Annotated in this window: 25 protein-coding genes and 3 pseudogenes; 23 read left to right on the top strand and 5 right to left on the bottom strand. The window is 71.1% G+C overall.

The features are described from left to right. Positions 1-74: 74 nt before the first annotated feature. Both OG534_RS08935 and OG534_RS08930 read left to right on the top strand, forming a co-directional pair. Positions 75-1,244: a ferrochelatase gene (locus OG534_RS08935; RefSeq protein ID WP_326587553.1), complete on the top strand. Its 1,170-nt coding sequence runs from the start codon at positions 75-77 to the stop codon at positions 1,242-1,244. Beyond that, on the top strand, positions 1,241-2,044 hold the full coding sequence (locus OG534_RS08930) for an inositol monophosphatase family protein (RefSeq protein WP_374776228.1): 804 nt from the start codon (positions 1,241-1,243) through the stop codon (positions 2,042-2,044). Before OG534_RS08935 ends, OG534_RS08930 begins: the two co-directional genes overlap by 4 nt. Positions 2,045-2,140: 96 nt before the next feature. On the opposite strand, the gene OG534_RS08925 is transcribed toward OG534_RS08930, so the two are convergent. After that, a complete protein-coding gene (locus OG534_RS08925; protein ID WP_326587552.1) occupies positions 2,141-2,320 on the bottom strand; it encodes a hypothetical protein in 180 nt (59 codons plus the stop codon). A gap of 246 nt (positions 2,321-2,566) precedes the next feature. On the opposite strand from OG534_RS08925, the gene OG534_RS08920 reads away from it, so the two are divergent. The 4 genes from OG534_RS08920 to OG534_RS08905 all read left to right on the top strand — a co-directional run bounded on the left by OG534_RS08920 (position 2,567) and on the right by OG534_RS08905 (position 6,079). After that, on the top strand, positions 2,567-3,220 hold the full coding sequence (locus OG534_RS08920; protein ID WP_326587551.1) for a response regulator transcription factor: 654 nt from the start codon (positions 2,567-2,569) through the stop codon (positions 3,218-3,220). 5 nt (positions 3,221-3,225) lie between these two features. Continuing rightward, entirely contained in the window at positions 3,226-4,467 is a 1,242-nt protein-coding gene (locus OG534_RS08915) for a sensor histidine kinase (protein WP_326587550.1), read from the top strand. A 382-nt stretch (positions 4,468-4,849) separates the two neighbouring features. Further along, positions 4,850-5,146 (top strand): DUF4193 domain-containing protein, encoded by a 297-nt coding sequence (locus tag OG534_RS08910; protein ID WP_030036261.1) that lies wholly within the window; start codon positions 4,850-4,852, stop codon positions 5,144-5,146. Between the two features lie 12 nt (positions 5,147-5,158). Continuing rightward, complete coding sequence (locus tag OG534_RS08905; RefSeq protein ID WP_326587549.1) at positions 5,159-6,079, top strand: hypothetical protein; 921 nt, start codon at positions 5,159-5,161, stop codon at positions 6,077-6,079. Between the two features lie 26 nt (positions 6,080-6,105). On the opposite strand, the gene OG534_RS08900 is transcribed toward OG534_RS08905, so the two are convergent. Beyond that, complete coding sequence (locus OG534_RS08900; protein WP_326587548.1) at positions 6,106-6,570, bottom strand: DUF3093 domain-containing protein; 465 nt, start codon at positions 6,568-6,570, stop codon at positions 6,106-6,108. A gap of 58 nt (positions 6,571-6,628) precedes the next feature. Between OG534_RS08900 and OG534_RS08895 the strand changes: the two genes are divergently transcribed. From OG534_RS08895 to OG534_RS08865, 7 genes are all read left to right on the top strand, one after another. Beyond that, on the top strand, positions 6,629-7,213 hold the full coding sequence (locus OG534_RS08895) for a PaaI family thioesterase (RefSeq protein ID WP_326587547.1): 585 nt from the start codon (positions 6,629-6,631) through the stop codon (positions 7,211-7,213). Then, the gene (gene dut, locus OG534_RS08890) at positions 7,213-7,758 is read left to right on the top strand and encodes a dUTP diphosphatase (protein ID WP_326587546.1); all 546 of its coding nucleotides are present in this window, start codon (positions 7,213-7,215) and stop codon (positions 7,756-7,758) included. The genes OG534_RS08895 and dut overlap by 1 nt, the downstream gene beginning before the upstream one ends. A gap of 1 nt (position 7,759) precedes the next feature. After that, entirely contained in the window at positions 7,760-8,548 is a 789-nt protein-coding gene (locus OG534_RS08885; protein WP_326587545.1) for a DUF3710 domain-containing protein, read from the top strand. A 173-nt stretch (positions 8,549-8,721) separates the two neighbouring features. Continuing rightward, a complete protein-coding gene (locus OG534_RS08880) occupies positions 8,722-11,424 on the top strand; it encodes a sensor histidine kinase KdpD (protein WP_326587544.1) in 2,703 nt (900 codons plus the stop codon). Beyond that, positions 11,421-12,107 carry a response regulator gene (locus OG534_RS08875; protein WP_326587543.1) on the top strand — a complete coding sequence of 229 codons (687 nt, stop codon included), beginning with the start codon at positions 11,421-11,423 and terminating at the stop codon, positions 12,105-12,107. Before OG534_RS08880 ends, OG534_RS08875 begins: the two co-directional genes overlap by 4 nt. A 25-nt stretch (positions 12,108-12,132) precedes the next feature. Next, entirely contained in the window at positions 12,133-12,552 is a 420-nt protein-coding gene (locus OG534_RS08870; RefSeq protein WP_326587542.1) for an OB-fold nucleic acid binding domain-containing protein, read from the top strand. A 3-nt stretch (positions 12,553-12,555) separates the two neighbouring features. Further along, a complete protein-coding gene (locus tag OG534_RS08865; RefSeq protein ID WP_326587541.1) occupies positions 12,556-13,284 on the top strand; it encodes a DUF3159 domain-containing protein in 729 nt (242 codons plus the stop codon). A gap of 257 nt (positions 13,285-13,541) precedes the next feature. Here OG534_RS08865 and OG534_RS08860 read toward each other — a convergent pair whose 3' ends face one another. Beyond that, a complete protein-coding gene (locus OG534_RS08860) occupies positions 13,542-14,204 on the bottom strand; it encodes a potassium channel family protein (protein ID WP_326587540.1) in 663 nt (220 codons plus the stop codon). Further along, a complete protein-coding gene (locus OG534_RS08855; protein WP_326587539.1) occupies positions 14,201-14,869 on the bottom strand; it encodes a potassium channel family protein in 669 nt (222 codons plus the stop codon). Before OG534_RS08855 ends, OG534_RS08860 begins: the two co-directional genes overlap by 4 nt. A 219-nt stretch (positions 14,870-15,088) precedes the next feature. Between OG534_RS08855 and OG534_RS08850 the strand changes: the two genes are divergently transcribed. The 9 genes and pseudogenes from OG534_RS08850 to OG534_RS08810 all read left to right on the top strand — a co-directional run. Beyond that, entirely contained in the window at positions 15,089-17,143 is a 2,055-nt protein-coding gene (locus OG534_RS08850) for an APC family permease (RefSeq protein ID WP_326587538.1), read from the top strand. A 99-nt stretch (positions 17,144-17,242) separates the two neighbouring features. After that, positions 17,243-18,580 (top strand): class I SAM-dependent RNA methyltransferase, encoded by a 1,338-nt coding sequence (locus OG534_RS08845; RefSeq protein WP_326587537.1) that lies wholly within the window; start codon positions 17,243-17,245, stop codon positions 18,578-18,580. Positions 18,581-19,199: 619 nt separating this feature from the next. Beyond that, positions 19,200-20,111 (top strand): helix-turn-helix domain-containing protein, encoded by a 912-nt coding sequence (locus OG534_RS08840; protein WP_326587536.1) that lies wholly within the window; start codon positions 19,200-19,202, stop codon positions 20,109-20,111. A gap of 323 nt (positions 20,112-20,434) precedes the next feature. Further along, positions 20,435-20,674 (top strand): annotated as a pseudogene (locus tag OG534_RS08835) (RNA polymerase sigma factor); the annotation flags it as partial. Between the two features lie 71 nt (positions 20,675-20,745). Next, on the top strand, positions 20,746-21,459 hold the full coding sequence (locus OG534_RS08830) for an ABC transporter ATP-binding protein (RefSeq protein ID WP_326587535.1): 714 nt from the start codon (positions 20,746-20,748) through the stop codon (positions 21,457-21,459). Continuing rightward, entirely contained in the window at positions 21,456-22,853 is a 1,398-nt protein-coding gene (locus OG534_RS08825) for a hypothetical protein (protein WP_326587534.1), read from the top strand. The genes OG534_RS08830 and OG534_RS08825 overlap by 4 nt, the downstream gene beginning before the upstream one ends. Further along, a complete protein-coding gene (locus OG534_RS08820) occupies positions 22,850-23,425 on the top strand; it encodes a hypothetical protein (RefSeq protein WP_326587533.1) in 576 nt (191 codons plus the stop codon). The genes OG534_RS08825 and OG534_RS08820 overlap by 4 nt, the downstream gene beginning before the upstream one ends. A gap of 150 nt (positions 23,426-23,575) precedes the next feature. Next, positions 23,576-23,855: pseudogene (locus OG534_RS38670) on the top strand (transposase); the annotation flags it as partial. Positions 23,856-23,995: 140 nt separating this feature from the next. Further along, positions 23,996-24,202: pseudogene (locus OG534_RS08810) on the top strand (IS110 family transposase); the annotation flags it as partial. Between the two features lie 43 nt (positions 24,203-24,245). Here OG534_RS08810 and OG534_RS08805 read toward each other — a convergent pair. Continuing rightward, positions 24,246-24,617, bottom strand: coding sequence for a VOC family protein (locus OG534_RS08805; protein WP_326587531.1), 372 nt, complete (start codon positions 24,615-24,617; stop codon positions 24,246-24,248). Positions 24,618-24,711: 94 nt separating this feature from the next. On the opposite strand from OG534_RS08805, the gene OG534_RS08800 reads away from it, so the two are divergent. Continuing rightward, the gene (locus tag OG534_RS08800) at positions 24,712-25,173 is read left to right on the top strand and encodes a MarR family winged helix-turn-helix transcriptional regulator (protein ID WP_326587530.1); all 462 of its coding nucleotides are present in this window, start codon (positions 24,712-24,714) and stop codon (positions 25,171-25,173) included. The last annotated feature ends 1 nt before the right edge of the window (position 25,174 follow it).

Here is a 25,174-nt window from a genome sequence, read left to right as displayed (position 1 = left end):
TACCTGTTGTCCGAAGCGTGGGACGGGCCGGGTCCGTTGCCCGGTCGCGGACGCCGGGTGGCAGGATTCGATCCATGTCAGACCAGCTCTCCCCGCCCGCCGGCGGGTCCGCCGCCCCGTACGACGCCCTGCTGCTGCTCTCCTTCGGCGGTCCCGAAGGACCCGACGACGTCGTGCCGTTCCTGGAGAACGTCACGCGCGGGCGCGGCATCCCGCGCGAGCGGCTCAAGGAGGTCGGGCAGCACTACTTCGGCTTCGGCGGGGTCAGCCCGATCAACGCGCAGAACCGCGCGCTGCTGGACGCGCTGCGCAAGGACTTCGCCGGGCACGGGCTGGACCTGCCGGTCTACTGGGGCAACCGGAACTGGGCCCCGTACCTGACCGACGTGATGCGGGAGATGGCCGCCGACGGGCGGCGCCGGATCGCGGTGCTCGCGACCAGCGCCTACGCCTCGTACTCGGGCTGCCGGCAGTACCGCGAGAACCTCGCCGACGCGCTGGCCACCCTCGCCGAGGAGGGTCTGGAGCTGCCGCGGGTCGACAAGCTGCGGCACTACTTCAACCACCCCGGCTTCGTGGACCCCATGATCGAGGGGGTGGAGGCGGCGCTCGCGGCGCTGCCCGAGGAGGTGCGCGCCGGCGCGCACCTCGCCTTCACCACCCACTCCATCCCGACCGCGGCGGCGGACACCTCAGGCCCGGTCGAGGACCACACCGAGGGCGGCGAGGGCGGGGCGTACGTCAAGCAGCACCTCGACGTCGCCCGGGTGATCGCGGACGAGGTGGCCGTGCGGACCGGTGTCATGCACCCCTGGCAGCTCGTCTACCAGTCCCGCAGCGGCGCCCCGCACATCCCGTGGCTGGAGCCGGACATCTGCGACCACCTGGAGGCCCTGCACGCCGACGGCGCGCCCGCCGTCGTCATGGTGCCCATCGGCTTCGTCTCCGACCACATGGAAGTCCTGTACGACCTCGACACCGAGGCCACCGCCAAGGCGGCCGAACTGGGCCTGCCCGTCGTGCGCTCCGCGACCGTCGGAGCCGATCCGTCCTTCGCCGGGGCCGTACGGGAGCTCGTGCTGGAGCGGGCCGCCAAGGAGCGCGGAGAGCCGGCCGGGGAGTGCTGGGTGGGCATGCTGGGCCAGAGCCATGACCTGTGCGCGGTGGGCTGCTGCCCGGCGCGGGCGCCCCGGCCGGCGGCCGCGGGCGCGGACAGTCCGTACGCGTGGGAAGAGGGACAGTGATCTCCGAAGAGCTGAAGGCCGAACTGCTGGACGTGGGCCTGGAGGCCGCCCGGCAGGCCGGGGCTCTGCTGCGCGACGGCCGCCCGGCCGATCTGGCGGTGGCCGCGACGAAGACCAGCCCGATCGACGTGGTGACCGAGATGGACATCGCGGCGGAGAAGCTGATCACCGGCATCCTCGCCGAACGGCGTCCCACGGACGGGCTGCTGGGCGAAGAGGGCGCGGACACCCCGGGGACGAGCGGCGTGCGCTGGGTCGTCGACCCGCTGGACGGCACCGTGAACTACCTCTACGGGCTCCCGAGCTGGGGCGTGTCCATCGCGGCCGAGTACGAGGGCCGGAGCGTCGTGGGCGTCGTGGCGGCGCCGATGCGCGGGGAGACGTACCACGCGGTGCTGGGCGGCGGTGCCTGGATGGGCACGACCCGCCTCGCCTGCCGGCCGGCGGCGCCGCTGGACCAGGCGCTGCTCGGGACCGGCTTCGCGTACGTGCAGACCCGGCGGGCCCATCAGGCCGGGGTCGTGGCGCGGATCATCCCCGTGGTGCGGGACATCAGGCGGGGCGGGTCGGCGGCGCTGGACCTGTGCGACGTGGCCGCGGGGCGGCTGGACGGGTACTACGAGCGGGGCCTGAACCCCTGGGACCTGGCGGCCGGTGACCTGATCGCCCGGGAGGCGGGGGCCCTGACGGGCGGCCGTCCGGGTGAGCCGGCCTCAGGGGAGCTGGCGCTGGCGGCCACGCCGGCCGTGTTCGCCTCGCTGCAGCCGCTGCTGGACGAGGCCGGGGCCTGGCACGACTGACCCGGCGGGACCCCCGTACGCGAGAAAACACGCGAACCCCGGACGCCCTCTCGGGCGGCCGGGGTTCGCGCCGTACAGGAACAGCAGGCCGGTGGATCAGCAGGCGGGCACGGTGGCCGAGACCGGGACACCGTGCTCGGCGGCCAGGCGCTGGAGATCTTCCAGCTCCGCCAGTTCCACTTCCGCGAGGAAGTCGTCGCCCGACTCGCGGGCCTGCCTGAGGTCCGACTGCGTGGCCCTGATGCGCTGCAGGAGACCCGCGGTGAATGCGTCCATGGTGGGTTCGCCCCCTCTGCTTGGGTCGACGGCGGCACACGGCAGTCCGCCGTCAGGGAGTGGATGGGGTGTGCTCACGTCCTCCCCGGCACCCTGGGCCCAGAAACCTCGCAAGGCCAGGTAATCCTCACTTCTGCCCCGGGTGCCCCCCGTGTACAGCGCCTTACAGCCGGTTTACGGCTGAAACGGGCAGGATGGATGACGCAACACACGTGTGCCCTTTTGGGCTCGGAGGAAGGAAACGACGTGCGCGTACTCGTCGTCGAGGACGAGCAGCTGCTCGCCGATGCGGTGGCCACCGGCCTGCGCCGGGAGGCCATGGCCGTGGACGTCGTGTACGACGGCGCCGCCGCCCTGGAGCGGGTCGGCGTGAACGACTACGACGTGGTCGTGCTCGACCGGGACCTCCCGCTCGTGCACGGTGACGACGTGTGCCGGAAGATCGTCGAGCTCGGCATGCCCACCCGCGTGCTGATGCTGACCGCATCCGGCGACGTCAGCGACCGGGTGGAGGGCCTGGAGCTCGGGGCGGACGACTACCTGCCCAAGCCCTTCGCCTTCACCGAGCTGACCGCCCGCGTTCGAGCCCTCGGGCGGCGCACCACCGTCGCCCTGCCGCCCGTGCTGGAGCGGGCCGGGATCAAGCTCGACCCGAACCGGCGCGAGGTGTTCCGGGAGGGCAAGGAGGTCCAGCTGGCACCGAAGGAGTTCGCGGTGCTGGAGGTCCTGATGCGCAGCGAGGGGGCCGTCGTCTCGGCCGAGCAGCTGCTGGAGAAGGCCTGGGACGAGAACACCGACCCCTTCACCAACGTCGTGCGGGTGACCGTCATGACCCTGCGGCGCAAGCTCGGCGAGCCGCCCGTCATCGTGACCGTGCCCGGTTCCGGATACCGGATCTGATGCGCGTGGCAAGCAGTCCGGCGCCACCGGCGGTGCCACCGAAACCGACGTGGGACCCCGGCGAGCCCGAGGGTCCCTTCCCGTGGCTGCGGCCGACCATCCGGATACGCCTCACGCTGCTCTACGGCGGGATGTTCCTGATCGCGGGCATCCTGCTGCTGTCGATCATCTACCTGCTGGCGGCGCAGGCCCTGCGGCAGGGCAACGCCCTCCCGTTCACCATCGTCGGCGGCCAGGTGAAGGTCACCAGCAGTTCCTGCCCGGGCGTGGTGGGCGAACTGACCCCCGATCAGTTCAACGCCGCGATCGGCCAGTGCATCCTCGAACAGCGCAGGCACGCCCTGGACGACCTGCTGAGCCGTTCCCTGATGGCCCTGCTGGGGCTGAGCATCATCGCCTTCGCCTTCGGCTACGCGATGGCCGGCCGGGTGCTCTCGCCGCTCGGCAAGATCACCCGGACCGCCCGCCGGGTGGTCGGCACCGACCTGACCCGGCGGATCGAGCTGGACGGGCCGGACGACGAGCTCAAGGAGCTCGCCGACACCTTCGACGAGATGCTCGACCGGCTGGAGCGGGCCTTCACGGCCCAGCAGCGGTTCGTGGCGAACGCCTCGCACGAGCTGCGGACGCCGCTCGCGATCAACCGGACCCTGCTGGAGGTCCACCTCTCCGACCCCGGGGCCCCGGTCGAGCTCCAGCAGCTCGGAAAGACCCTGCTGGCCACCAACGAGCGCAGCGAGCAGCTGGTCGAGGGCCTGCTGCTGCTCGCCCGCAGCGAGAACCAGATCGTCGAGCGCAAGCCCGTCGACCTGGCGGAGGTCGCCTCGCGCGCCGTCGACCAGGTGCGGGGCGAGGCGGAGGCGAAGGGCGTCGAGATCCGCGGCGAGCGCGCGCTCGCCGTCGTCCAGGGCAACGGGGTCCTGCTGGAGCGGATCGCCCTCAACCTGGTGCAGAACGCCGTACGGTACAACGTGCCGGAGGGCGGCTGGGTGGAGGTCACCGCCGAGGCCCAGCACGGTCAGGCGGTCCTGCTGGTATCGAACACAGGTCCCGTGGTTCCCGCGTACGAGGTGGACAACCTCTTCGAGCCCTTCAGACGGCTGCGTACGGAGCGCACGGGCAGCGACAAGGGTGTCGGGCTGGGTCTGTCCATCGCGCGCTCCGTGGCGCGCGCACACGGTGGCAGGATCCAGGCGATGCCCCGGGAAGGCGGTGGCCTCGTGATGCGTGTCACTCTTCCCATGTGAGACCCCCACCCCGTGTTCGCTGTTGGCTGAATCCTTGTCTTGTGAAAACAATCGGTCCTGTGTGATCGATCACAGTGGCGAGTGTCGGGCCATGTGCGTTCTGTGACCCCGGGGCGGCCGGAACGCCCGGGAAGTCCGGGTTTCCGGCCTCCCGAATGGCGGGAAATACACGGGGTGGCGTTTGTGCAAGACGGCCCCCGGACCGTGTACGGTCCCGGTCGTCATCCCAGCCAATCGCCCCTTCAGGTGGGCGGCTGGGTGTCGATTGAGTAACAGACCTTGATGTGAGGCAAAATCTCCGCCTCAGGTCGGGCACAAGTCCGGCCTCTCGTGCGTTACGTGCGCTGAGACACCGCTAACACCCAGAGGGGGAGAGCGAACAATGGCAACGGACTACGACACCCCGCGCAAGACCGACGACGACGTCGACAACGACAGCATCGAGGAGCTCAAGGCTCGACGCAACGAGAAGTCGTCCTCGTCCGTCGACATGGACGAATTCGACTCGGCCGAGAGCCTGGAGCTTCCCGGTGCGGACCTCTCCAATGAGGAGCTGGCCGTCCGGGTCCTGCCCAAGCAGGCCGATGAGTTCACCTGCATGAGCTGCTTCCTGGTGCACCACCGCAGCCAGCTGGCACGTGAGAAGAACGGTCAGCCGATCTGTCGCGACTGCGACTGAGAGGCGTCGGCCGTGGCTGGCTCCACCCCCTTTCGGAAGCGCCGCTTCCGGAAAACAGGTGATCCGGCGGAGACGCAGGTGGCACTCCCGGCCCCGGAAACGGGTCCGGAAGCTCCCGGCGGCTCCGCCAGTGCGGGGATCGCCGTGCCCTCCGGTACCGCCCCAGCGGTGCCGTCGGCCACAGAGCCCGACGAGGGATCCCGGCAGCGGTCCGGGGCTCGTCGGATGCAAGCCGTCAGGAACGGTGTGCGCAAGGGCGGCGAAAGTGTCAGGGACGCCGCCCAGTACGTCACCGACAGGATCATCGAGAACGCACCGCGCGTTCCCGTCCGGGACCTCGCGGCACTGCGCGCGCAGTTCCCGGGACTCGGCCCCGATCAGCTTGCCGACAAGCTGATCTCGGGCGCCGCCACCGCCACGTCGACCGTCGGCGCGGGCATCGGCGCCGCGGCCATGCTGCCCGTCCCGCCCGCGATGCCGGCGGAACTGGCGGCGGAGATCACCAGCGTCGCGGCGATCGAGCTGAAGCTCATCGCCGAGCTCCACGAGGTCTACGGCCAGCGGCCGCCCGGCACCCTCCGGGAGCGCAGCTTCGCCTACCTGACCGCGTGGACGGAGGAGCGCGGGGTCGACCTCACCAAGCCGACGACGCTGAACGTGGCGCTCGGCGGTCAGATGAAGCGCGAACTGCGCCAGCAGATCATGAAGCGGATGATCCGCAGCCTGCCCAACGTCATGCCCTTCATGGTGGGCGCCGCCATCGGCGCGGTCATGAACCGGCGCGACACCCGGAAACTCGCCGAGAAGGTCCGTGGCGACCTGCGCGGGCGAGCGGTGGCCTGGGACGCCCTGCGCACGCTGCCGCCCCTGGAGCGGCCCGTCCAGCCCCTTCCCGAGGCCACCAGGGTCGCACTCGAGGGTCCCCGGACGTAAGCCCGGGACCGGATCGGACCGGACCGTCAGGCCGCCTGGGTCCGTGCGGCGCTCAGGGCCGCGACCAGGGCCTGCGGCTCGCGGGTGGAGACGTAGACGTACGGGGTCGGGTCGGCGGGGTCGGTGATCTCGATGCGGACCGCCGTCGGCACGTAGCTGCGCATCAGCATGAACGCGCGGGTGTCCGCCTTGTACGTGCGCCAGGCGCGCGACTCCTCGGCGTCCAGGATCTCGGGCTCGCCCAGGGCCGTCACCGGGATCCGTGCGTCCCCGGCCGCCAGGGCCCCGTTCACCACGCGCACGCGTGCGGAGCCGTACGAGCTCACCAGCAGCCCGGACAGCGCGGTGCCGCCGACCAGGCCGGCCAGCAGCGGCAGCGTGCCCAGCGGCAGCAGCATCAACGCGCACGCGAGGCCGATCAGTACGGCGATGGCCCACCAGGAGCGGGGGGCGGTCAGGCGTTCGTCGTGGTGCGCGGTGGAGAGCTGCATGGGCCCTAGCCTGCCACGAGGCGACCGGCGGGTAGCCGCGCGGGTAAGGTCTGCGGCTGTGAGTGGACGAAACACAGCGTTGACGCCCCCGGCCGATGCCACGGCACCGGTCCGGCACCCCGACGCGCCGGCGCCCGGTGAGCTGCTCGGAGCGCACTACGAGCACTGCTTCGGCTGCGGCGGGGGGCAGCCGCACGGACTCCATCTGGAGGCCCGCGCGGGCGAGGGCGTGAGCATCACCGCCGAGTTCACCGTCAAGGCGGCGCACCAGGGTGCCCCCGGGCTCGCCCACGGAGGGGTGCTCGCCACCGCGCTCGACGAGACGCTGGGTTCCCTGAACTGGCTGCTGCGCGTCATCGCCGTGACGGGGCGGCTGGAGACCGACTTCGTGCGGCCCGTGCCGGTGGGCACGGTGCTGTCCCTGGAGGCCGAGGTCACCGCCGTCGCCGGCCGGAAGATCTACTGCAGCGCCGTCGGCCGGATAGGCGGTCCGCAGGGCCCGGTCGCCGTACGTGCCGACGCCCTCTTCATCGAGGTGAAGGTCGACCACTTCATCGACAACGGACGGCCCGAGGAGATCCGGGCGGCGATGGCCGACCCGGACCAGGCCAGGCGCGCACGCGCCTTCGAGGTGAATCCCTGATGTCCCTGAACGACCACGGACCCCGCCACGACGTCGACGTGCTGATCCGCCGCGTCGACCCGGAGGTCCCCATCCCGGCGTACGGGCACCCCGGCGACGCCGGCTGCGACCTGGTGACCACCCAGGCCGCCGAGCTGGCTCCCGGCGAGCGCACCGTGCTGCCCACCGGGGTGTCGATCGCCCTGCCCGACGGGTACGCGGCCTTCGTGCACCCGCGATCGGGCCTGGCCGCACGCTGCGGGCTCGCCCTCGTGAATGCCCCGGGGACGGTGGATGCCGGGTACCGTGGGGAGATCAAGGTGATCGTGGTCAATCTCGACCCTCGCGAGAGCGTCCGGTTCGAGCGTTTCGACCGCATTGCCCAGCTGGTTGTCCAGCGGGTCGAGAAGGTGCGCTTCCACGAGGTGGCGGAACTTCCCGGCTCGGCCCGGGCCGAGGGGGGTTTCGGCTCCACCGGCGGTCATGCGGCCGTGGCCGGATCCGGGGCTGGTCAGCAGGGTGGGAATGGCTACGCTTCGGTCGTAACCGACCGGGAAGGACAGTGACGTGTTCGGACGTCGCAAGAAGAACGACTCCGCCAAGGACGGCGGCGCGGCCGAGCAGGTCGTGGACGGCGTCGGCTCGGATGAGCAGGACGACGCGGGCGAGCAGGACGACGCCGTCGCGCCGCGCAGGGTGAACCTGCCGCCGGCCCCGCGGCCCGACGGCCCGTGGGACGTCTCCGAGGTGCTCGGGGACCCGGCCGACGGCCGGGTCGACCTGGGCGGCATCCTCGTACCCGGTGTCGAGGGCATGGAACTGCGCGTCGAGGTCGCCGGTGACGCGATCGTCGCCGCGACCGTGGTGCTGGGCGACAGCGCCGTGCAGCTGCAGGCCTTCGCGGCACCCAGGAAGGAAGGCATCTGGGGCGAGGTCCGCGAGGAGATCGCCTCGGGCATTACCCAGCAGGGCGGCATCATCGACGAGGCCCAGGGCTCCCTGGGCTGGGAGCTGCGAGCCCAGGTGCCCGTACCGCTCCCGGACGGGCAGACCGGCGCCCAGCTGGTCCGCTTCGTCGGCGTCGACGGCCCGCGCTGGTTCCTGCGCGGCGTCATCTCCGGCCAGGGCGCGGTGCGCCCCGAGTCGGCGGGCGTGCTGGAGCAGATCTTCCGGGACACCGTCGTCGTCCGCGGCGACGGCCCGATGGCGCCCCGCGACCCGATCGTCCTGAAGCTGCCGAACGACGCCCAGATGGTGCCGGACGGCGTGCAGACGACGGAGGAGCAGGAAGGCTCCCGCTTCGGCGGGGGCATGGGCCAGCTGGAGCGCGGCCCGGAGATCACCGAGGTCCGCTGACCTCGGACGGGCCTCGCGCACAGGAGGCCGCGTCATGTTCCGGCCGGTGGGCCCTACTCCTTCGGGGGTAGGGCCCACCGGCCTTCGCGCACCGCGTCAGGGATCCGTCAGGGATCGGCCGCGGGGCACCGATCGGTGCGTGCGCGGTGTGGACGTCCCCGAGAATGGGGCACATGGGACGCGGCAAGCTCAGGATCTATCTCGGCGCGGCACCCGGTGTGGGCAAGACCTACGCGATGCTCTCCGAGGGTCATCGCAGGGTGGAGCGGGGCGCGGACTGCGTCGTCGGCTTCGTCGAGCACCACGGGCGGCCGCGTACGGAGGTCATGCTCCACGGCCTCGAACAGGTGGAGCGCACGGCGCTGACGTACCGCGGGGCCTCCTTCACCGAGATGGACGTGGACGCGGTCCTCGCCCGCCGGCCCGCGATCGCGCTCGTGGACGAGCTCGCGCACACCAACGTGCCCGGCTCGCGCAACGCCAAGCGCTGGCAGGACGTGGAGGAGCTGCTGCGGGCCGGCATCGACGTCGTGTCCACGGTGAACATCCAGCACCTGGAGTCGCTCGGCGACGTGGTCGAGTCGATCACCGGGGTGCGGCAGCGGGAGACCGTGCCGGACGAGGTGGTCCGCCGGGCCGACCAGGTCGAGCTGGTCGACATGTCCCCGCAGGCGCTGCGCCGGCGGATGGCGCACGGGAACATATACAAGCCCGAGAAGGTCGACGCGGCCCTGTCCAACTACTTCCGGCCGGGCAACCTCACCGCCCTGCGCGAGCTCGCGCTGCTGTGGGTGGCCGACCGGGCGGACGAGTACCTCCAGCAGTACCGGGGCGAGCACGACATCCGCTCGACCTGGCAGGCGCGGGAGCGGATCGTCGTCGGGCTCACCGGCGGGCCCGAGGGGCGCACGCTCATCCGGCGTGCCTCACGGGTGGCGGCCAAGGGCTCGGGCAGCGAGATCCTGGCCGTCTACATCGCCCGCAGCGACGGCCTGACCGCGGCCTCGCCCAAGGAGCTGGCGGTCCAGCGGACCCTGGTCGAAGACCTGGGCGGAACGTTTCACCATGTGATCGGCGACAACGTCCCCGACGCGCTGCTCGCCTTCGCGCGCGGGGTCAACGCCACCCAGATCGTGCTCGGCTCCAGCCGCCGCCGCTCGTGGCAGTACGTGTTCGGGCCCGGCGTCGGCGCGAGCGTGGCCCGCGACTCGGGGCCCGACCTCGACGTGCACATCGTCACGCACGAGGAGGTCGCCAAGGGGCGCGGCCTGCCCGTGGTCCGCTCGGCCGCCCGGCTCGGGCGCAACCGGATCCTCGCCGGCTGGGTGGTGGGGGTGATCTTCCCGCTGCTGCTGTGCCTGCTGCTCACGCACATCTCCGCGGACCCCGGGCTCGCCAACGACATGCTGCTCTTCCTGGCGCTGACGGTGGCGGCGGCGCTGCTCGGCGGGCTCTGGCCGGCCCTGGCCTCGGCCGCCGTCGGCTCGCTGCTGCTGAACTACTACTTCGCTCCGCCGCTGTACCGGTTCACCGTCTCCGACCCCCGGAACATCGTCGCCATCGCCGTCTTCTTCGGCGTCGCCGTCTCCGTGGCCTCCGTGGTGGACCTGGCCGCCCGGCGCACTCACCAGGCGGCCAGGCTGCGCGCCGAGTCCGAGATCCTCTCCTTCCTGGCCGGCAGCGTGCTGCGCGGCGAGACCACGCTGAACGCGCTGCTGGAGCGGGTGCGCGAGACCTTCGCGATGGAGTCCGTCGCCCTGCTGGAGCGGTCGAGCGACGTGGAGCCCTGGAAATCGGCCGGCAGCGTCGGCCCGAGGCCCGTCGCCCGGCCCGAGGACGCCGATGTGGACATGCCCATCGGGGACCACATGGCGCTGGCCCTGTCCGGGCGCGTGCTGCCCGCCGAGGACCGCCGGGTGCTCGGCGCCTTCGCCGCCCAGGCGGCGGTGGTCCTGGACCGCCAGCGGCTGGTCGGCGAGGCCGAGGAGGCCCGCCGGATGGCCGAGGGCAACCGGATCCGGACCGCGCTGCTGGCCGCCGTCAGCCATGATCTCCGTACGCCGCTCGCCTCCATCAAGGCGTCCGTGACCTCCCTGCGCTCCGATGACGTCGAGTGGTCCGAGGAGGACCGGGCCGTGCTCCTCGAAGGCATCGAGGACGGCGCCGACCGCCTGGACCACCTGGTGGGCAACCTGCTCGACATGTCCCGGCTGCAGACCGGCACCGTCACCCCGCTGATCCGGGAGATCGACCTCGACGAGGTGGTCCCGATGGCCCTGGGCGGCGTACCCGAGGGCAGTGTGGTGCTGGACGTGTCCGAGACGCTGCCCATGGTGGCGGTGGACCCGGGGCTGCTGGAGCGGACCGTGGCCAACGTGGTGGAGAACGCCGTCAAGTACAGCCCGGCGCGGGAGCCGGTGCTGGTGGCGGCCAGCTTCCTCGACGACCGGGTCGAGGTACGGGTCGTCGACCGCGGGCCGGGTGTGCCCGACGAGGCCAAGGACCGGATCTTCGCCCCGTTCCAGCGGCACGGGGACGCCCCGCGCGGGGCCGGCGTGGGCCTCGGGCTCGCGGTCGCCCGCGGGTTCGCCGAGGCCATGGACGGCACCCTGGCGGCCGAGGACACCCCCGGCGGCGGGCTGACCATGGTGCTCACCCTGCGCGCGGTGCCCCGCGAGGGGGCCGCGGCACGTGTCACGGTGGACGGCGAAGGCCTCGGCGCGGCTGCGGACAACGGCGATGGCCTGGGCGCGGCTGCGGAAACCGGCGAAGACCTCGGCGCGGCTGCGGAAACCGGCGACGGCGCCGGAGCGGACCCAGGGGAAAGCGATCACGACCGTGATCGGATGATGCGACAGAAGGCAGGACCTCAATGACCCGGGTGCTCGTGGTGGAAGACGAGCCGCAGATCGTCCGAGCCCTTGTGATCAACCTGAAGGCGCGCAGGTACGAGGTCGACGCCGCCGCGGACGGCGCGAGCGCGCTGGAGCTCGCGGCGGCCCGCCACCCCGACGTGGTCGTCCTCGACCTCGGCCTGCCCGACATGGACGGCATCGAGGTGATCAAGGGGCTGCGCGGCTGGACCCGGGTGCCGATCCTGGTGCTCTCCGCCCGCCACACCTCCGACGAGAAGGTCGAGGCGCTGGACGCGGGCGCCGACGACTACGTCACCAAGCCCTTCGGCATGGACGAGCTGCTGGCCCGGCTGCGCGCCGCCGTCCGCCGGGCGGAACCGGCCGCCGGCTCCGGCGAGGACGAGGTGGTCGTGGAGACCGAGGGCTTCACCGTGGACCTGGCCGCGAAGAAGGCCGTACGGGAAGGGCGCGACGTACGGCTGACGCCCACCGAGTGGCACCTGCTGGAGGTCCTGGTCCGCAACGGCGGCAAGCTGGTCAGCCAGAAGCAGCTGCTCCAGGAGGTCTGGGGGCCCTCGTACGGCACCGAGACCAACTATCTGCGGGTCTACATGGCGCAGCTGCGGCGCAAGCTGGAGGCCGACCCCTCGCATCCGCGGCACTTCATCACGGAACCGGGCATGGGATACCGCTTCGAGAGGTAGTGCGCACGCCGGTACGCTTCCCTGTATGAGTGCTGAACCGCGTCCCGAGAAGCTCGCGAAGCCGGCCCGGCCGGCGGGCCGGTTCCGCCGGATGATCGAGCGGCTTTCCACCTCGCAGGAGGAGCTGCATTCGGCGGAGCTGCAGGAGGATGCAGAAGCCGCGGGGTGCACGCGGATCTGCGACTGCCACGACCGCCAGATAGTCAAGGTGACGGGCACCCTGCGTACCGTCACCCTGCGGCCGCGGGCGGGCGTCCCCGCCCTGGAGGCCGAGCTGTTCGACGGCTCGGCCGCCCTGGACGTGGTCTGGCTCGGGCGTCGCTCGATCGTGGGAATCGAGCCCGGTCGGCGCATGATCGCCTCCGGGCGCATCGCCATGAGCCGCGGCCGCCGCACGCTCTTCAATCCGAAGTACGAACTCCGACCGCTCGGACAGGAGCACTGACCGGTGACGTCACTCGACAAACCGACCACCCCGGACCCCGCCGGCGGGCCTTCCGGCGACGACCAGAAGGCCGTGACGCAGGCGGCGCTCTTCGACGCCTTCGGAGGCATCCGGGGCACCGTGGAGACGATGCTGCCGGGGCTGCTCTTCGTCATGATCTACACGATCAACAAGGACGTGAAGCTGTCCGCCATCGCGGCGGGCGCGGTCGCGGTCCTGCTGGTGATCGTGCGGCTGCTGCGCAAGGACACGGTGAAGCACGCCTTCAGCGGGGTCTTCGGCGTGGGCGTGGGCGTGGCCTTCGCCCTGTTCACGGGCAGCGCCAAGGGCTTCTACCTGCCGGGCATGATCTACGGCGTCGGCCTGGGCGTGGCCTTCACGGTCTCGGCCCTGGTGGGCTTCCCGCTGCTGGGCGTGATCCTGGGCCCGGTGTTCAAGGAGAACCTGTCCTGGCGCACCCGCAACCCGGGGCGCAAGAAGGCGTACGTCAAGGCGAGCCTGGCCTGGGGCCTGATCTTCCTCGCCAAGTACGCGATCCTCTTCCCGCTGTACTGGTGGGGCGACGCGACGCAGCTGGGCTGGGTGCTGATCGCGCTCAAGCTCCCGCCGATGGTGCTCGCGGTGTACTTCACCTGGGTCTTCCTGGCCAAGGCCCCGCCGCCGATCGACGTGATCGCGGAGTGGGAGGCCAAGGAGGCCGCCGAAGCCGCCGCCAAGGGGCCGAAGGCCTGACGGCGCACAGCTGACGAAGGGGGCGGGACCGGCCGAGGCGGCCGGTCCCGCCCCCTTCGCACGGCCGCAACCCCGTTGTCGGGAGCGCGCCTGCGGGCGCAGGGGGAGTCCGGGGGGCCGGCGGGCCGGGGTAGCCGGGATACCGGGGTGCCGGGTCGTACCCGTGCGGTACCCACCCGGGGCGGCCCGGGCGGGAAGCCCGAAGGGGGCGCGCCCCGCTGGGCGCGCCCCCCTCGTCGTCGAGCGTGCCCGCAGGGCTAGCGGCGGGCCTGGAGGAGGTCCTCCAGCTGCTCCTCGCGTGCCTGGGCGGCCACGAAGAGCAGTTCGTCGCCGGGCTCCAGGGTTTCCTCCCCGTGCGGGGTGAGGACCCGGTTGCCCCGGATGATCGTGACCAGCGAGGTGTCCTCGGGCCAGGTGATCTCGCTGATCTGGGTGCCCGCGACCGAGGAGTCGGCCGGCAGGGTCAGCTCGACGAGGTTGGCGTCGCCGTGGCTGAAGCGCAGCAGCCGCACCAGGTCGCCGACGCTGACGGCCTCCTCGACCAGGGCCGACATCAGGCGCGGCGTGGAGACCGCGACGTCCACGCCCCAGGACTCGTTGAAGAGCCACTCGTTCTTCGGGTTGTTGACGCGGGCCACCACGCGCGGTACCCCGTACTCGGTCTTGGCGAGCAGCGAGACGACGAGGTTGACCTTGTCGTCGCCGGTCGCCGCGATGACCACGTTGCAGCGCTGCAGCGCGGCCTCGTCCAGCGAGGTGATCTCGCAGGCGTCGGCCAGCAGCCACTCGGCCTGCGGCACCCGCTCCACCGAGATGGCGGTCGGTGCCTTGTCGACCAGGAGAACCTCGTGGCCGTTCTCCAGCAGCTCGCCCGCGATGGAGCGGCCCACCGCGCCTGCCCCGGCGATCGCGACCCTCATGCGTGTGCCTCCTCAGGCCCTTCGGCGAACGCCGCCTCGACCTTGTCGATCTCGTCGGTGCGCATCATCACGTGGACGAGGTCGCCCTCCTGCAGGACCGTCGCCGACGTGGGCAGGACGGCCTCGCCCAGGCGGGTCAGGAAGGCGACGCGGACGCCGGTCTCCTCCTGGAGCTTGCTGACCTTGTGCCCGATCCAGGCCTCGGAGGCGTGCACCTCGGCGAGCTGCACGGCGCCGCTCGGGTCGCGCCACAGGGGCTCGGCGCCCGAGGGCAGCAGCCGGCGCAGCATCTGGTCGGCGGTCCACCGCACGGTCGCGACGGTGGGGATGCCGAGACGCTGGTAGACCTCGGCGCGCTTGGGGTCGTAGATACGGGCGGCGACGTTCTCGACGCCGAACATCTCCCGGGCCACGCGAGCGGCGATGATGTTGGAATTGTCACCACTGCTGACGGCGGCGAAGGCGCCCGCGTCCTCGATCCCCGCCTCCCGCAGGGTGTCCTGGTCGAAGCCGACCCCGGTGACGCGGCGGCCGCCGAATCCGGCGCCGAGCCGGCGGAATGCGGTGGGGTCCTGGTCGACGACGGCGACCGTATGCCCCTGCTGTTCCAGGGTTTGCGCGAGGGCGGAGCCCACTCTTCCGCAGCCCATAATGACGATGTGCACGGCCGTCCTTCCGGCTGTCAGCGACTCGCTGGTTCCCAGCCTCATTGCATGCTCTGGTTTAACAGGGTCTCAGACCATGGCCCAAGCTACACACGGGCGGTCACCGTTGGGGCCTGTTGCGCCGCAGTCGTGGTGCGCTCGGGGAGGAATTGCGGCGGGATTGCGGTATGAGGGGGTGGGGGTTCGTCAGTCTGATTTCGAACGCTTACGATCCTCTGCGTGTCCAAACTGACCGACGTGCCCAAACGGATCCTGATCGGCCGGGCGCTACGCAGCGACCGCCTCGGTGAAACCCTCCTTCCCAAGCGGATCGCGCTTCCCGTCTTCGCGTCCGATCCGCTCTCCTCCGTGGCGTACGCCCCCGGTGAGGTTCTGCTGGTCCTGTCGATCGCGGGCGTGTCGGCGTACCAGTACAGCCCGTGGATCGCCCTCGCGGTCGTCGTGCTGATGTTCACCGTCGTCGCGTCCTACCGCCAGAACGTCCACGCCTACCCGAGCGGTGGCGGCGACTACGAGGTGGCCAACACCAACCTCGGACCCAGGGCCGGCCTGACCGTGGCGAGCGCCCTGCTCGTCGACTACGTCCTGACCGTCGCCGTCTCGATCTCCTCCGGAGTCGAGAACCTCGGCGCCGCCGTGCATTTCGTCATCGAGCACAAGGTGCTCTCGGCGATCGTCATGATCCTTCTTCTCACGCTGATGAACCTGCGCGGAGTGAAGGAGTCCGGCAAGCTCTTCGCGATCCCGACGTATGTGTTCGTCGCCGCCGTCTTCGTCATGATCGCCTGGGGTGCCTGGAAGGGCCTCGTCCTCGACGAGACGATGACGGCGCCGACCGCCGACCTGGAGATCAAACCCGAGCAGCAGGGCCTGGCCGGCTTCGCCATGGTCTTCCTGCTGCTGCGCGCCTTCTCCTCCGGCTGTGCGGCCCTGACGGGCGTCGAGGCGATCAGCAACGGCGTACCCGCCTTCCGCAAGCCCAAGAGCAGGAACGCCGCGACCACCCTCGCCTACATGGGCGGCCTGGCGGTCACCATGTTCTGCGGGATCATCGGCCTGGCCATGGCCAGCGACGTGCGGATGGCCGAGAACCCGGCCGAGGACCTGCTGTCGAACGGCGTCCCGGTCGGCCCCGAGTACGTCCAGGACCCGGTGATCTCGCAGGTGGCCGAGGCCGTCTTCGGCGCCGGCAGCTTCCTCTTCATCCTGCTGGCCGCGGCCACCGCACTGGTGCTGTTCCTGGCCGCGAACACCGCGTACAACGGCTTCCCGCTGCTCGGCTCGATCCTCGCGCAGGACCGTTACCTCCCGCGCCAGCTGCACACGCGCGGCGACCGGCTCGCCTTCTCCAACGGCATCGTGCTGCTCGCGGGCGCCGCCATACTGCTCGTCTGGATCTACGACGCGGACTCGACCAAGCTGATCCAGCTCTACATCGTCGGCGTGTTCGTCTCCTTCACCCTGAGCCAGATCGGCATGGTCCGGCACTGGAACCGCCACCTGAAGACGGAGCGTGACGTCGCGGCCCGCCGGCGGATGTACCGCTCCCGGGCCATCAACACCTTCGGCGCCTTCTTCACCGGCATGGTGCTGGTCGTCGTCCTCGCCACCAAGTTCACCCACGGCGCCTGGGTGGCCCTGCTCGGCATGCTGATCTTCTACGGCACGATGAGCGCGATCCGGAAGCACTACGACCGCGTCTCCGCCGAGATCGCCGCCGCCGAGGGCCCCAGCGACGACAGCGTGCGGCCCTCCCGGGTCCACTCGATCGTCCTGGTCTCCAAGGTCCACAAGCCCACGCTGCGCGCCCTGGCCTTCGCCAAGCTGACCCGCTCGGACACCCTGGAGGCGCTCAGCATCAGCGTCGACGCGGCCGAGACCAAGGCGCTGCGAGACGAGTGGGACCGCCGCGGGATCAACGTCCCGCTCAAGATCCTCGACTCGCCGTACCGGGAGATCACCCGCCCGGTGGTCGAGTACGTCAAGGGCCTGCGCAGCGAGAACCCGCGCGACGCGGTCAGCGTCTACATCCCGGAGTACGTCGTCGGCCGCTGGTACGAGCACCTCCTGCACAACCAGAGCGCGCTGCGGCTCAAGGGCCGGCTGCTCTTCACGCCCGGCGTGATGGTCACCTCGGTGCCCTACCAGCTGGAGTCCTCGGAACTCGCCAAGAAGCGGGCGAAGAAGCGGGCCGAGTGGAACGCCCCGGGCGCGGTGCGCCGCGGACCGGTGGACACGCCGCGGCCCCCGAAGGAACCCTCCGCGAAGGGCTGAGAGCCGAAGAGGTTGGTGAACGGCCGGACGAGATCCACGTAAACTGGTGGGTCGGTCGTCCGGCCGTTTTCCTTTTCAGTTTTTTGGAGTCTCCCCACCATGACGAGCGCCGAGCAGAACGAGAAGCAGTCACTGGTCGGGGAGGAATACGAGGTCGAGGTCGGCCCCGTCGCGCACGGCGGGCACTGCATCGCCCGTACGTCCGACGGGCGGGTCCTGTTCGTCCGCCACACGCTGCCCGGCGAGAAGATCGTGGCTCGTGTGACGGAGGGCGACGAGGACTCCCGCTACCTGCGCGCCGACGCGATCACCGTGCTGGACGCCTCCAAGGACCGCGTCGAGGCCCCCTGCCCGTACGCCGGCCCCGGCAAGTGCGGCGGCTGCGACTGGCAGCACGCCAAGCCCGGTGCCCAGCGCCGGCTCAAGGGCGAGGTCGTCGCCGAGCAGCTGAAGCGGCTCGCCGGGCTCACCCCGGAGGAGGCCGGCTGGGACGGCACCGTGATGCCCGCCGAGGGCGACAAGCTGCCGGCCGGGCAGGTGCCGCAGTGGCGCACCCGCGTGCAGTTCGCCATCGACGAGGACGGCATCGTCGGCCTGCGCAAGCACCGCTCGCACGAGATCGAGCCGATCGACCACTGCATGATCGCGGCTCCCGGTGTTTCGGAACTGGGCATCGAGAAGCAGGACTGGCCGCAGATGGAGACGGTGGAGGCCATCGCGGCCACCGGCTCCGGCGACCGCCAGGTCGTCCTCACCCCCCGCCCCGGCGGCCGCCTCCCGCTCGTCGAGCTGGACAAGCCGGTCTCGGTCCTCCGGGTCGAGGAGAAGGACGGCGGAGTCCACCGCGTCCACGGCCGCCCCTTCGTGCGCGAGCGCGCGGACGGCCGTACGTACCGCGTGGGCATGGGCGGCTTCTGGCAGGTCCACCCGCAGGCCGCCGACACCCTGATCAAGGCCGTCATGCAGGGCCTGATGCCGCGCAAGGGCGAGATGGCCCTCGACCTCTACTGCGGCGTCGGCATCTTCGCGGGCGCGCTGGCGGAGCGGCTCGGCGACACGGGCGCGGTGCTCGGCATCGAGACGACGAAGCGCGCGGTGGAGGACGCCCGGCACAACCTGGCGGACTTCCCGCGGGTGCGCATCGAGCAGGGCAAGGTCGAGCAGATCCTCCCGAAGACCGGGATCACGGAGTGCGACCTGGTCGTCCTGGACCCGCCCCGCGCGGGCGCCGGCAAGCAGACGGTCCGCCACATCGCGGGCCTCTCGGCCCGCCGCATCGCGTACGTGGCGTGCGACCCGGCGGCGCTGGCCCGCGACCTGGGCTACTTCAAGGAGAACGGCTACAAGGTCCGCACCCTGCGCGTCTTCGACCTCTTCCCGATGACGCACCACGTGGAGTGCGTCGCGATCCTTGAGCCGGTGAAGAAGGACGCCTGACCTGCGGTTTCGTGGGTGCGCAGTATGTGCGGTGTGGGCGTTACGGGCGATATCTTGACGCCGAAATGACGCTCGTGACGCTCAAATGACGCTCGTTCTGATGGGGCGTCACCTGGGCTGATCGTGCAGGTCACGCTGGGTGGGAGGCGCACTTGCCGAGTGCCGGCTTTGCGGGAGCGTGACGAAAATCAGCTGGGTTTCAGCGCCGCTGATTGCGGCGGCAGGGCCTGAGATTCTCGGCGCGGAGTTCAGGGATTCCGGCAGCAACGGTGAACCGTTGAGGGAGTTCGGGCGTTGCACGTGGCTCTCGGCCCATACGATCATGGGCCGCGCTCAGCGGCTGCGAGCTGCGGAGCGGCAGGGTCCGGCGTGCCTCCTGTTTTCCCTGCGCTGCGCAGCCGTGCAGGCGATTCTCTTGGGGGTGTGCATCCAGGCAGGTGGTGTTGCCAGTACGGATGTGCCTTCGCTGAGCCCCGTCGTGTGCCGGGTCCTCACGGGCTCAGGTGGACCTGCATGACCGCCACGGCAAGCGGCGGAAAGCCCCTCGACGTCAAGATCCACCGGCTCGCGCGTCCGGGCGGTTGAGTCTCCAGCGGCTGGAAGGTCCAGGATCTCGCCCATGGAAGACGAACACCCCGACGTGCTCACCATCGGCCAGCTCGCGCACCGCACCGGACTTGCGGTGCGCACCCTGCGCTTCTGGTCGGACGAGGGAGCGGTGCCGCCCGTGGCCCGCTCCGCGAGAGGCTACCGGCTGTACGACGCAGAGTCCGTGGCCCGCGTCGAGCTGGTCCGCACCCTGCGGGAGCTGGGCCTCGGGCTCGACGACGTGTGCCGCGTCCTGACCGGCCGCACCACGGTCGTCGAGGTCGCCGACGCGCACGTGGCCGCGCTCGACGCGCAGATCCGCTCCCTCAAGGTGAGCCGGGCAGTCCTGTCCACCGTATCGAAACGTGGTTCGACCACTGAGGAGACAGCGCTGATGAATCGGTTGGCACGGCTTTCCGCCGCCGAACGCAAGCAGATCATCGACGAGTTCAAGGAGGAGGTGTTCGGGGGTCTCGACATCGACCCGCGCCTGCGTGACCGCATGCGCACCTTCAGCATCGATCTGCCCGACGACCCCGCACCTGAGCAGGTCGACGCCTGGATCGAACTGGCCGAGCTGGTGCGGGACCCCGGTTTCCGAGCCCGGATGCGCACCATGCTGGAGCTGACCACCCCGGTCCCCGGGCAGAATCGTGCCCCCGGGGCGTCCATCTGGTGGGCCAGGCAGGTCGTGCAGACCGTCGCGGAGGTGAGAAAACGCGGGATCGCCCCCGAGGGACCGGCAGCGGCCGAAGTGCTGTCCGAGCTGTTCGGCGACGCCGATCGGGCCGCCGTGCTGTTGTGCCTGGAGGCCGGGATCGAGGCGGGGGCGGAACGCTACCGCAGGCTCGTCGCCCGCGTGCGCGGACAGTATTCGTCTCCCGACGCGTCCGAGGAGCTGGAGTGGCTGGCGCGAGCCCTGCGTGCGGCGGATCAAGCCTGACCGGCCGTACCGCCCCTGCCCCGCATGGGTTGGGGCGAGCCGGGGCGAGTCGACGCGAGCCGTGGTGGTGACCGCCGTCACGAGGGGGCGGCCGGTCGGCCGTGCTGCTCCATCAGTACCTCCCGCAACGACTGGGGAAGGCCGCCGTCCACCCGGGCTGGGGCGCCTTCACCCCCGGCTGGATCACCCGGTGTAAGAGCACACCGGCCCCGCTTGACCCGGCCCACGCGGCAAGAAGTCTCTCCCCCACGTGGCATGTGGCGGGGATCACGTCGGGGGGAAAACCTGCGGCCCGGCTCGGGCGTCTAGGGGGTGTGAGATCAGTGAGAGCAGCACTGCACGAGTTGGACGAGGAGCGTCTCGTCCGGCTGGTGGCCAAGGGCGACCGTGCCGCGTTCGAGGAGTTGTACCGGCGTACGTCGCCGTGGATGGCCCTGCGGCTGCGCCGCCGCTGCGCGGACGAGCAGATCGTCGCCGAGGTCATGCAGGAGACGTATCTGGCGGTGTGGCGCGCGGCGGGTGCGTTCGCCGGGGCCGCGGCCGGAGGAACGGCCGTCGGCTGGACGTCGCGCCGACGGCCTACGCCTGGGAGATCCAGGCCACCGGGCTGAAGGTCAGAGTCGGCAGGAACCGGATGGCCGTCGACGGGCTCGACCTGTCGCTGGGCACCGGCGTACACGGACTCCTCGGCCCCAACGGGGCGGGCAAGACCACCCTCATCCGGACACTGGCCACCGTACTGTGCCCCACCGAGGGCACCCTGGAGCTGCTCGGCCAGTCCACGGGCGGCATGGGCGAGCACCGTGCGCTGCGCCGCCGGATCGGTTACCTGCCGCAGGAGTTCGGCTACTACAAGCGCTTCACGGTGCGCGAGTTCGTCGAGTACATGGCCTGGTTGAAGGAGGTGCCCAAGGCGGACATCCCCGGGGCGGTGCAGCGCGCCGTGGAGCGGGTGGGTCTGGCGGACCGCGCCGACGAGAAGATGAAGGCCCTGTCGGGCGGCATGGTGCGCAGGGTCGGCATCGCCCAGGCCATCGTCAACGACCCGACGATCCTGCTGCTGGACGAGCCGACGGTCGGCCTGGACCCGGCGCAGCGGCTGCGCTTCCGCGAGCTGCTGCAGGAGCTGGGCAAGGACACCTGCGTGCTCGTCTCGACCCACCTGGTGGAGGACGTCGCCGCCGCCTGCACCGACGTGGTGCTCTTCGCCGAGGGCAAGCTGGTCTTCCAGGGCCCTCCAGACGAGCTGGCCTCGATAGGCGGCCCCGAACACGTGGGCGACAGCCCGCTGGAGCGCGGCTACTCGGCGCTGCTGCAGGGCCCCGAGCAGTCAAGGGGCGCCTGGTGAACATCCGCGTCCTGCGCATCGAGCTGAAGCGCTCCATCGCCCCGTGGGCCGGCGCCGTGGTCCTGACGACGGCGCTGGCGTTCCTGTACCTGATTCCCGGACAGCACTGGAGGGGCACCACAGCGTGGACGGCCCAGTGGACGTCCATGGCCCTGTGGACCCGCTCCCTGCTGTTCTATCTGTGGCCGCTCGCTGTGGGGTTCGGGGCGCTCCAGGGCCTGCGTGACCACCGCTCGAAGATGTCCGAGCTGCTGACGACCACACCGCGTCCCGCCTGGCACCGCGCGGCCAAGGGGGCGGGCACGACAGCGATCACGCTGGCCTCGGCCTTCGCGCTCCTCGTCCTCGTGGGCGCGGTCCCGGTGCTCGCCAACACCGACTACACGCACCTCGGGTGGCTGCCGATCTCGCTGGTGGGGGCACTCGCTCTCGTCGCGGGGGCCGTGCTGGGCATGGGGGTCGGGCGGGCCCTGCCGTCCGCGCTCACCCCGCCCGCGCTGGCCATGGGCGCCCTCGTGTTCACGACCCTCATGCACATGTCGTTGGGCCGGACGGAGACGATCACGGCGACGGGGTTCCCGAGCACGGAGCCGAACCGGGTCTCCTTGCTGTCACCGGCGGTGGAAGAGGTGCGCGAGGCGCTCGTCACGCTCTCCGCCTCCGTGCACGTCGGGCAGACGATCTGGCTGCTCGGCATGGCCGCGACCGGCTTCGCGCTGCTGGTCGCCGCGACCCCCCGCGCCCGGCTGATCGCCCTGACGCCCGTCCTGGCGGGCGCGGTGCTCGCCCTGCTCGTCCTCCCCTCCGACCCGCGCCGGATGTATGTCGTCGATGAGGCCGCCGCGGAGCTGGTGTGCGACGGCCCGGTGTGCGTGACGAAGACGCACCAGGCACGACTCGCCGACCTCGCGGGTCCCGGTAAGGCGGCCCTCCACCTGCTGCACGGCGCCCTGGGCAGCCAGGCGCCGGTCTCGGTCCGGGAGAACACCGCCGTACTGCCGAACGGCTCCACGCCGCAGTGGTCCCGCAAGACCGTTCTCTTCGACTTCGACGACGACATCATCGCCGCCGCGAAGGGCGAGGAGCTGACCTGGGCCCTGCTCGCCAAAGGCATGGTGCCAGGGTGCGCCCCCGTCGGCTGGAGCAGCTTCGGGGGAGATGAGTTCGCGCAGCCGGTCGCGGTGGGCTGGGTTCTCGGGGACCTTCGGTCGCTGCCCGGCACAGGAGCAGAAAGTTTGCGCCGCAAGATCGACGCCGAGGCCCGCCCGGTGTGGACGGAACTCAAGGCGCTGCCGCGGGCCGAGCAGCTCTCGAGGATCGACGCGATGCGCGCTGCCGCGCTCTCCTGCAAGGGTGACGCGTTCGACGCGCTGAAGGGCGGTGCGTCCCGGTGAGGTGGCTGACGCTGTACGCGCGCTCGCGGCAGGTGCCCGCGTCACTCGCCGTGGTGGTGATCGGTGCGGTGGTGGTGTGGGCACTTGCCCGGGACGGCAGCGGGGGGCCCGGCGATCCGCGGATGCCCGCGCTCGTGATCGTCGCGGGGGCGACGGCGGCCTCGACCGGGCTCGGCGGGCAGGACGTCGCACTGGACCGGACGGCCGCGATCCGCTGGGTGCTCCGCAGGGCGGCGCATGTGCTGCTCATCGGCGCGGTCGTCGGCGCGGTGCTGCTGGCGGTGCAGGCGATGGGCGAGGACCTGGCCACCACCGCGTTCGTCGTCCGGAACAGCGCGGGGCTGATGGGGCTCGTCGCCATCGGGGCGACGGTGGGCGGGGCACAGTACGCGTGGACGCTGCCGATCGCCTGGCTGTCGTTCTCGCTCTTCGCCCCGGCCCCGACGAGTGCGCCGATGCAGGTGGCGACCTGGATGCTGCTGCCACCCGGCACGGCAGCGGGCACCTGGACGGCTCTGGTCCTCGCGGTCGCCGGCACCGCGGCCTACGCGGTCGCGGGCCCGAGACGGTAACTGGATCGGGCCACCGGACCGGGACACGGCTGTGGCAGCGAGGGGCTGAAAACCCGGCCCGAGTACACAAAGGGGGTGATGACCGCAGCGCGGTCGCGTGCGGCGTGCGCACGCATCGGATCGAACACCCACCACGCGGCCTCGCTCATCCGGACCCGGCCCGACCGCGTCGGCGCGGACAAGGTCTACTCCGCCCGGAAGATCCGCGCCTACCTCCGAAAGCGCGGCATCGCCTGCACGATCCCCGAACGGATAGGCCAGGTCAACGGATCGCCTACGGCGCGGTGAGAGCCTGTGCCGGCTCGACCACGTCGCCCACCGGCGACGCAACGTCGTCGAACGCTGCTTCCACCGCCTCAAACAATGGCGCGGCATCGCCACCCGCTACGACTGTGAGGATGTTCGGGTGCCGCTCCGGGCGGTGGTCTGACTCGCGCTACGACTGGCCCTGGTGCCTTGCCTTTGATCTGTCGGCCGCTGCTTGGGGCGGTACTTGCTGCCGCCGGGCAGGGGGATGTGTCCCGACAGGGGCCTTCGCGGCAGGCACCGTCACAGTCTTGACCGCCCCTGGCGACCACCGACGGCTATCGACAACTCCTCGACTGGGCACGATCATTCGGCGTGCTGCGACGGGCCGGCGTTGAATGCACCGGTTCCTACGGAGCCGCCGTGGCCCGACACCTTCGTGCCGAGGGCATCGAGGTGACAGAGGTCAACCAACCGGACAAGGCAGCCCGACGCCGTCGCGGCAAGACCGATGTCATCGACGCCGAGGCACCCGTCGTCGGTCGCGCGGCGACCGTGGACACGGTGGCCGTGGTCAGCCTCCGTGCACGGTGAGCAGGTAGCCGCCGGGGCCGGTGAAGGTGAACGTGGGGCCGAACGGGCTGTCCTGCACGGGGGTGACGGCCGCAACGCCGGCAGCCACGAGCTGCTCGCGCAGCTGTGCGGCGTTCGCAGTCCGCAGCCACAGCGCCACCCCCAGGCCGAGGGGGGTATCGCCGTCCAGGTCGACGCCCGGGAGCGGCTCGCGGACGGCGAACGGGATCGGGCTGGTGGTGAACACGACCGCGCCGGGGGGCGAAGAGGGTGCGCGGCGCATACCGAGGTGCTCCTCGAAGAAGGCGGCCGCGGCGGGCACGTCCTTCACCTGCAGAGCGATGAAATCGGGACCTTCGACGGTGGCGGGCATGGTTCCTCCGGGAACTGAGATGCCAGGACGTGATGTCAGGACTTTGACATGCGTGACTGTAGGTGCCGCTTCTCGCGTATGTCAAAATGCTGACATGGAAGACCGTGTGCCTGTGCCCTCGCCCCACCCCGCCAAAGACGTCACGGAGCACGTGGGGTACCGCCTCAAGCGCGCTTCAGTCGCCCTGCGCACCGCCATGGACAAGGTCCTGCGCGAGCACGATCTCACCGTTCCGCAGTACTCCTGCTTGGAACTCCTCGACGAACAGCCGGGCCTGTCCAACGCCGATCTGGCACGCGGCACCTTCGTCACCCGGCAGTCGGCCAACGTGGTCCTGCGCGGACTCAAAGACGCCGGTCTCATCACCCGGCCCACCAGCGCCGATCACGGCCGCGCCCTGCCCGTCCACCTCACCCCCGCCGGCCGACAGCGACTGCACGCGGCCCGCAGCGCCGTCTACGCCATCGAAGAACGCATGATCAAAGCCATCCCTCCCCGGCGCCTCGCCGCGCTTCTTGCCGACCTCGACACCATGACCGATGCCCTCGGTGAATGAC

The sequence above is a fragment of the Streptomyces sp. NBC_01294 genome, assembly GCF_035917235.1.
Lineage (GTDB): Bacteria > Actinomycetota > Actinomycetes > Streptomycetales > Streptomycetaceae > Streptomyces > Streptomyces caledonius.
The sequence above is the reverse complement of the archived record's forward strand: the minus strand, read 5'-3'. Positions and strand labels throughout refer to the sequence as shown.

Excerpts from the sequence above, each read along its gene's own strand:
- OG534_RS08910 (WP_030036261.1), top strand. The coding sequence starts at position 4,850 with ATGGCAACGGACTACGACACCCCGCGCAAGACCGACGACGACGTCGAC.
- OG534_RS08925 (WP_326587552.1), bottom strand. The coding sequence starts at position 2,320 with ATGGACGCATTCACCGCGGGTCTCCTGCAGCGCATCAGGGCCACGCAG.
- OG534_RS08870 (WP_326587542.1), top strand. The coding sequence starts at position 12,133 with ATGAGTGCTGAACCGCGTCCCGAGAAGCTCGCGAAGCCGGCCCGGCCG.
- OG534_RS08840 (WP_326587536.1), top strand. The coding sequence starts at position 19,200 with ATGGAAGACGAACACCCCGACGTGCTCACCATCGGCCAGCTCGCGCAC.
- OG534_RS08830 (WP_326587535.1), top strand. The coding sequence starts at position 20,746 with ATGGCCGTCGACGGGCTCGACCTGTCGCTGGGCACCGGCGTACACGGA.
- OG534_RS08900 (WP_326587548.1), bottom strand. The coding sequence starts at position 6,570 with ATGCAGCTCTCCACCGCGCACCACGACGAACGCCTGACCGCCCCCCGC.
- OG534_RS08935 (WP_326587553.1), top strand. The coding sequence starts at position 75 with ATGTCAGACCAGCTCTCCCCGCCCGCCGGCGGGTCCGCCGCCCCGTAC.
- OG534_RS08800 (WP_326587530.1), top strand. The coding sequence starts at position 24,712 with ATGGAAGACCGTGTGCCTGTGCCCTCGCCCCACCCCGCCAAAGACGTC.
- OG534_RS08845 (WP_326587537.1), top strand. The coding sequence starts at position 17,243 with ATGACGAGCGCCGAGCAGAACGAGAAGCAGTCACTGGTCGGGGAGGAA.
- OG534_RS08860 (WP_326587540.1), bottom strand. The coding sequence starts at position 14,204 with ATGAGGGTCGCGATCGCCGGGGCAGGCGCGGTGGGCCGCTCCATCGCG.
- OG534_RS08805 (WP_326587531.1), bottom strand. The coding sequence starts at position 24,617 with ATGCCCGCCACCGTCGAAGGTCCCGATTTCATCGCTCTGCAGGTGAAG.
- dut (WP_326587546.1), top strand. The coding sequence starts at position 7,213 with ATGTCCCTGAACGACCACGGACCCCGCCACGACGTCGACGTGCTGATC.
- OG534_RS08880 (WP_326587544.1), top strand. The coding sequence starts at position 8,722 with ATGGGACGCGGCAAGCTCAGGATCTATCTCGGCGCGGCACCCGGTGTG.
- OG534_RS08875 (WP_326587543.1), top strand. The coding sequence starts at position 11,421 with ATGACCCGGGTGCTCGTGGTGGAAGACGAGCCGCAGATCGTCCGAGCC.